Source organism: Microbacterium sp. zg.Y909, assembly GCF_024626565.1.
In genome coordinates this window covers 1-5,859 of the sequence record NZ_JANJFJ010000278.1, presented here as the reverse complement: position 1 = coordinate 5,859, position 5,859 = coordinate 1, and the positions used below count along the sequence as shown (strand labels likewise).

At 65.5% G+C, this 5,859-nt stretch carries 7 protein-coding genes; 2 read left to right on the top strand and 5 right to left on the bottom strand.

Annotation, left to right across the window (positions count from 1 at the left end; translation table 11 throughout):
* The 3 genes from NQ160_RS17010 to NQ160_RS17000 form a co-directional block, all read right to left on the bottom strand.
* On the bottom strand, positions 1–365 hold a 365-nt coding region (locus NQ160_RS17010), incomplete at its 3' end, for a hypothetical protein (RefSeq protein WP_257516344.1).
* A 205-nt stretch (positions 366–570) separates the two neighbouring features.
* Positions 571–1,263: a hypothetical protein gene (locus tag NQ160_RS17005; protein WP_257516343.1), complete on the bottom strand. Its 693-nt coding sequence runs from the start codon at positions 1,261–1,263 to the stop codon at positions 571–573.
* A 149-nt stretch (positions 1,264–1,412) separates the two neighbouring features.
* Positions 1,413–1,640, bottom strand: coding sequence for a hypothetical protein (locus tag NQ160_RS17000; protein WP_257516342.1), 228 nt, complete (start codon positions 1,638–1,640; stop codon positions 1,413–1,415).
* 136 nt (positions 1,641–1,776) lie between these two features.
* On the opposite strand from NQ160_RS17000, the gene NQ160_RS16995 reads away from it, so the two are divergent.
* Entirely contained in the window at positions 1,777–2,184 is a 408-nt protein-coding gene (locus tag NQ160_RS16995) for a hypothetical protein (protein WP_257516341.1), read from the top strand.
* A gap of 35 nt (positions 2,185–2,219) precedes the next feature.
* Here NQ160_RS16995 and NQ160_RS16990 read toward each other — a convergent pair whose 3' ends face one another.
* On the bottom strand, positions 2,220–2,969 hold the full coding sequence (locus NQ160_RS16990; RefSeq protein ID WP_257516340.1) for a hypothetical protein: 750 nt from the start codon (positions 2,967–2,969) through the stop codon (positions 2,220–2,222).
* Positions 2,970–3,612: 643 nt separating this feature from the next.
* Between NQ160_RS16990 and NQ160_RS16985 the strand changes: the two genes are divergently transcribed.
* Positions 3,613–4,683, top strand: a complete 1,071-nt coding sequence (locus NQ160_RS16985; RefSeq protein WP_257516339.1) for a serine hydrolase domain-containing protein — start codon at positions 3,613–3,615, stop codon at positions 4,681–4,683.
* Positions 4,684–4,854: 171 nt separating this feature from the next.
* Here the strand turns inward: NQ160_RS16985 and NQ160_RS16980 are convergent, their stop codons facing one another.
* Positions 4,855–5,565 (bottom strand): hypothetical protein, encoded by a 711-nt coding sequence (locus NQ160_RS16980; protein ID WP_257516338.1) that lies wholly within the window; start codon positions 5,563–5,565, stop codon positions 4,855–4,857.
* Between the last annotated feature and the right edge of the window lie 294 nt (positions 5,566–5,859).

The following is a 5,859-nucleotide window of genomic DNA, read 5'->3' as shown; positions in this document are numbered from 1 at the left end:
GAGATCATCTCCCGACCTTCCCCGCCACGGTGGTCGATCTCGGCCGCGACACTAGCGCTGTCGCTGATCCGGACGGATACAGAGTCGCGCCCGCAATCTGTGCTTTGCCAAACGTCATCGAGAACGAGCGAAAGGCACAGCGTCTCGCTGTTGTCAGATGCGCGCGCGAGATAGACGTCGAAGTCATCCGCGTTTCCGACGTATCGAAGAGTCCCGACGTCGATCCTGTCGGCGGACCCGTCGACGACAGAATCTGGTCGATCCGCTGCAGTCTGCTCCCGCGCAAACTCGGCCGGAGGCGAGCAGGCTGTCAACAGGAAGACGGTCGCGACCAGGCCCGGTGCCACGAAGCGTCGTGAGCTCATACGCCGAAATGTACATGCCTACCAGCCGAAGATCACGAGTTTCCCGCGCTGTCGCGACCCTCCACGGCCATGTTTCTTAGCTGTGCGAATGAGATTCGCCCGCGCAAAGAAGAGTGAACCAAGGCGGTTCTCCCGTCGACCGCGGTCCAGGACGAAGCTGAGCCCGCGGCTCCCCGCAAGCCGGTCCGTCAGCGGGCGGTTTGAGTTACCAGTGGGTTCGGCGCTGGACAAACTCAAGGGTGAGGTACGGCAGGTGCTCACGGGGGACGACCGCGGTCAACGTGCCACCACTAGGTAGCTTCGCACCGACCGCGTAGACAAACGGATCGGTGTCGATCTCCGCTCCTGAGAAGACCACCCCATCGATGGCGACGTCGACGCCACGACGAATCACGCGCTCGGACGTGAGCGCTGGTGAATCCCAGTCATGCAGGCCGAGCCCGAGTTCTTCGCGAAACTGGTTAACGAGGATGTAGTTCGCGTGGTGCACCAACCGGGCATCGAGCGCGCTGTACTCGGAATCTTCGCGTTGCCATGTCGTCCGAACCGCCTCCCACAGCATCGGGTATCGCATGCGCTCGATGTACTCGATGAGCCATGCCGGGCGCGGCCATGGCGGCGCCTCTTCAACCGATCGGAGAGTGCCGTCATCAAGGTCAGCGAGATTCGCCGGATCGGACTTATCGATCGGGTTGCGCCACAGCGTCGCGGAGACGGTCACTGACATCTCCTCAACCCCGCCCTCGCCACTGCCCGCCGTCTCCACGCTGAAGTCGGCGAACTTCACAGCGGCCTGCGGAGTGAGCTCGACGATCGGGATTGGCATCGACTTCACCAACTGCTCACGCTCAAGCCGCGGGTCGGGCGCATCCTCAGGGAGAACTCCGGCGATATGCATGACGCCATCATGACCGCGGATTCCAACACCGCGCCAGATCTGGTGGAGCCTTCACGTCCGTGCGTAGAGCACACGGATATGCGTCGCAGGGACGGGACCTGAACCCGTCATGCCCACCGACCGCTTGCCGGTCCTCCGCCGCGCGCGAATCAGTCGGGTTCGTCATTAGCAGCGGCCTCGATCCAGTCGACTGCTTCGTCCGAGAGAAAGAAGCCATCGGGTCCTGACTCGCCGACCCACCACGCGCTTGAGGTCACGGAGCCGCCGGCCGCCGCGATCTTGCGCATCACCTCCGGCGACACTGCTTCGCCGTTGTGGGCGATGAGCCACGCTTTGGCGTCGGAGTCCAGCTTCGGCCACCACTCGATGATCTCCATGCGGCCACCATCGCACCGGATGGAGTCGACCGAAACCCGGTCCTCCAGCGCGACGGACCCCCTCGAACTGGCCAACACGGCGAAGTACACAGTGACGGGCGGCAACCGTTCCACGGCGGCGTGCAAGACTCCACTCGTGAAACGCATCGTGCCCGCCGCCATCGGCATGGCGACGCTCTCGCTGTTCGTCGTCGGGTGCTCGGGTGAGCGTGGAGTTCAACAGGCTCAAGGAGTCACTGCCATGGTGGCTGGAAGCAGTCCGGGCGCTGCCATGGATGCGCTGATCTCGGGGACCCTGAGGATCACCGACGCGGGGTGCTTCGCCGTGTCGTCGGGCGGAGTCACGTACCCGCTTCAGTTCCCGTTCGGCACTCGACTCAGCAACGATGGCACCGAGGTCGCTGTCCCGGGGTTGGCGTCGCTCCGCGCTGGCGACGAGATCTCGGGCGGCGGTGGGTACCTGAACCTCACGGATGTCCCATCCGTGTGCATCGCCGACAACGAATACGACGAGTACGCCGTCTGGCAGACCGTGGGCAGGTAGCGCGAAAGCCGGTCCTCTACCGGGCGTCCCTCGCGTTAGATCTCGAGGATGCCGTCTCGCGCGCTGCTCGTGTCGGGGAGCGCCATCGTTTCCAAGTCCTCCATGAGGTGGATGGCCGCATACATGGCCGGGCGGATGCGTCCGGCGTCGTCGAAGACGTGGATGCTTCGGCGGAGGCGCCCCTCTGGATAGTGGGGATGCGTGAAGGACACCGCGACGTGGGTTGTCGGCCACTCATCGACGGCCTCGACGCGCGGATTGCTGAGGCCGGGTGAGAGCGGGGACGTGCGGCCGTCGGGAGCGTGCCAGTAATTCGCGAGGTGATCGAACTCGCGGAGGACACTGCGGACGGCCGAGTTCTTGGCGTCCTCGGAGAGCCTGACCATCTTCCAAGGAATGTTCGGATCAACCGGTGGTTCATCGGGCGGCTGCGGTGCCATGCTCGTCATGGCCTCGAGAAGCTCGTGCTCGTCGAACGGCTCGGTCTCGAGGTCCGCGAGGCGGTTGACGACCACAAGCCCGTCGGCGAGTGGGACGCCAACGTACCGGTACGTGTAGGTCGTCCCGCCGAATCGGCCTCGGGTCGCGGCGGGCGCACCGGTGTAGACGATAAGCCGCGACCGGCCGCTGTCATCAATGGCGAACGCGATCCGACGGTCGATCGTGAATGCCCGAGCAGTCCCGTCCGGGCTGAGCACGGCGGCGTCGTGCTCGCCGTGCCACGCGGCTTCGTTCTCCGGGGCGGGAAACCTCTCCGAGGTGAGCCAGAGCCCGTGGCGGGTCACGCCGAGTGGCGGTTGCTCAGTCAGACCAGTGAAGCGCGTCACATGACCATCGACATCTACGTGCACGGCCGCGGCCGTTCCTTCCGGAAGCGCAGGATCCTCCGCAGCCAGAGGACGGTAGAACACCCACGCCCCCGTCGGTGCACCCAGCACTGTGCACGATGTAGCGCGGGGCCCCACATCGAGGTCCGGCCACGAGACGACGACGTCGCGTGACCCCGGTCGGCGTACAACCGCGTAGGGACCGTCCACGCTGACAACGATGCGCACAGCCCCGACGACGACCTCTGACCATCCGCTCGGAGTGACGTGCATCAGATGAGACTGCCAGACCCCACATCGAACTGCCCCGGCAGGGCAACTCTGCACCCGCCACCGCCTGCCCCGAGATCGGTCCTCCAGCGGGCCGGCGAGTCCGTCGGCCCGCACGCCGACCGGAGATAGTGGAACCCTGCGGCGGCCGCGGATCACCGGTCTGGTGGCACTGGTGAAAGTCGGGCATTCTGAAGCCAGCACCGCGTCGGTACCGAGAGTCGGCACGCCGGACTCGACGGGTGAGACCGCGTTGCCCGCCACGCCGGCCTAATAGCCCTCGACTGCCGTAGCGGACCACCGAGAGGGTTTTGTCACCCCGGAGGCGGCAATGTGGCGGCTGTCCCGTGTAGCGCGTGTCGCCATCCTTGTCGTTGGGCTCGCCGCGATGTGTGGTTGCGCTGCTGACCCCGTCGAAGCCAAGCGCACGGCGAGCACGACGATTCTCGAGGCGAGCGTTTCGGACGACGAGCCGGGGTGCTCCGCCGCCGTCGCCGTCGACGGTGACGTCGTGTGGGCTGAGGCGCGCGGGCTCGCGAACGTCGATACGGGCGCAGAGTTCGAGACGTCCACCCCGATTCACATCGGCTCGGTGGGGAAGCAGTTCACGGCGATGGCGGTGCTCATGCTCGCTGATCGAGGTGACCTGTCTCTGGACGAGTCGCCTGCCGTCTACCTGGACGGGCTGCCGGCATGGGCGGAAGATCTGACCGTCAACGACCTGATGCACCACACCTCGGGAATCAACGACGTGCTGTCAATGTCCTTGAGCAACTTCGGCACGCCGCCGCTGAGGAACGCCGACGCCCTCGAGTTCGTGAGAACCAGTCCCCTTGCCCATCTCGGCACCCCCGGCGAGTTCGACTACTCGAACACGAACTACGCGCTGCTGGCGGACATCGTCGCCGAGGTCACCGGCACGGAGTTCGCGGCGTGGATGGAGACGAATGTGTTCGCGCCGTTGGATCTGGAGGCCAGGATCGGGCCGCCAGTTCCCTCTGATCCCAGGGGTTATAAGGATGTGGGCGCCGAGTTCAGCGAGGTGGAGGCATGGCCGTGGGTGCTGACTGGACCGGGCTTCGTCACGATGACGCTCTCGGATCTGGTCCGTTGGGGCGATGAGCTGCGTGAACCGTCGCTTGTGAGCGCGGAGACGCTGGCAGATGCCATGAGCAACGGGGCGCCTGTGGACGACGGATATACCTACGGGCCGGGTCTCCTCGTTTCCCCGGATGGCGTACTCGAACACGATGGAGCGGGAGCAGGTCACTACACCGCGTTCGGGGTCAGCGCGGACCGGCACACCGCGGCCGCCGTGTCGTGCAATCAGGACGGGATCGACATGGCCGGTATTGGCGACGAACTCGTAGAAACATGGTTCACCGAGCGAACGGATCACTGAGCCGTCACAGACCCGCCGCCTATGCTCAGGGGAGGGCGAGGACGATCTGAGTCGGCGCGATTGCGGTGGCGACTGTGATGGTGCGCCTGGACGAGGAAGTCTCGAAATCCCAGCGGCGCGCTACCGCAGTCCGTCCGCGGTGTCCCGCAAGCAGGTCCCGTAGCGCGCGGATTAGGTGCTGGCGTGAGTTATCAGTTCGACTTGGATGAATGGGAGTTCGTCGCGGGTTAGGACGACAGTGACTAGGGCAGAGCCGTCGAGTTCGGTTCCGACGGCGAAGACATGCGGATCTGTGTCGATCAGGACCGCGGGGCGGTCGATTCCGTCGATCCGGAGGATGGCATCGTGTTGCACGGCGGCGGTGGTGATGTCGGGTGCCGGGGGGAGGCTGCCGACTCTGCCGTCGAGTCCTCGTTCTGGCCGGAAGCTTGTGTTCAGCACCTCGGCGGTGTGATCGACGAGCGCTTCGGCGATGGAGGGCCGTTCCGCTGGGTCGCGGTACCAGCTGGTCCTCCCGGCTTCCCACAGCATGGGGTAACGCTGCCGGTCGGTCAGTTCGATGAGCCATTTCGGTCGCGGCCAAGGCGGGACCTCGTCCAGCGCGCGCAGGGCCTCTTCGTCGAGATCTGCCAGGTTGGTAGGATCAGCCCGATCTGCGGGGTTACGGATCACGATGTACGACAACCCGACCTGCGCGTCACGCAAGCCGGCGCTGTCCGATCCACTGCCGATCTCGGACGGGCCGAACATCTCGATCGTCGGCTGAGGAGCCAACCCGAACACCGGGATCGGCCACTGCGCGATGCGTTCCCACTGTGCGTCCATTGGGTCCGGCGAGTCCATACCGAGGACTCCCTCGAACTCATAACGAGCAGATCCCATGCGACCGAGTCTCCTCCACGTTTGCGCCCAAACACCACGGCGACGATCGATGCGTGGATTCTCTACAGTCGCTGATCTGACTCGGCGACGTTCGGGCGCTGGTTTATCCCCGCGGCGTCGACGGTCTTCGGGGCTGCACCACACGGCGCGCAAGCCGGTCGATGAACGGCGGTCTGCCCGCGGGCGCGCTCCCGCGCGCGGCGCCGCGCGCGGAGGGTGATCGCCATGAGCGAAGACGGGTGGCGTGCGTTCCTCACCGGCGAAGGCGTCGATGACTGGGTGATTCTTCATGGT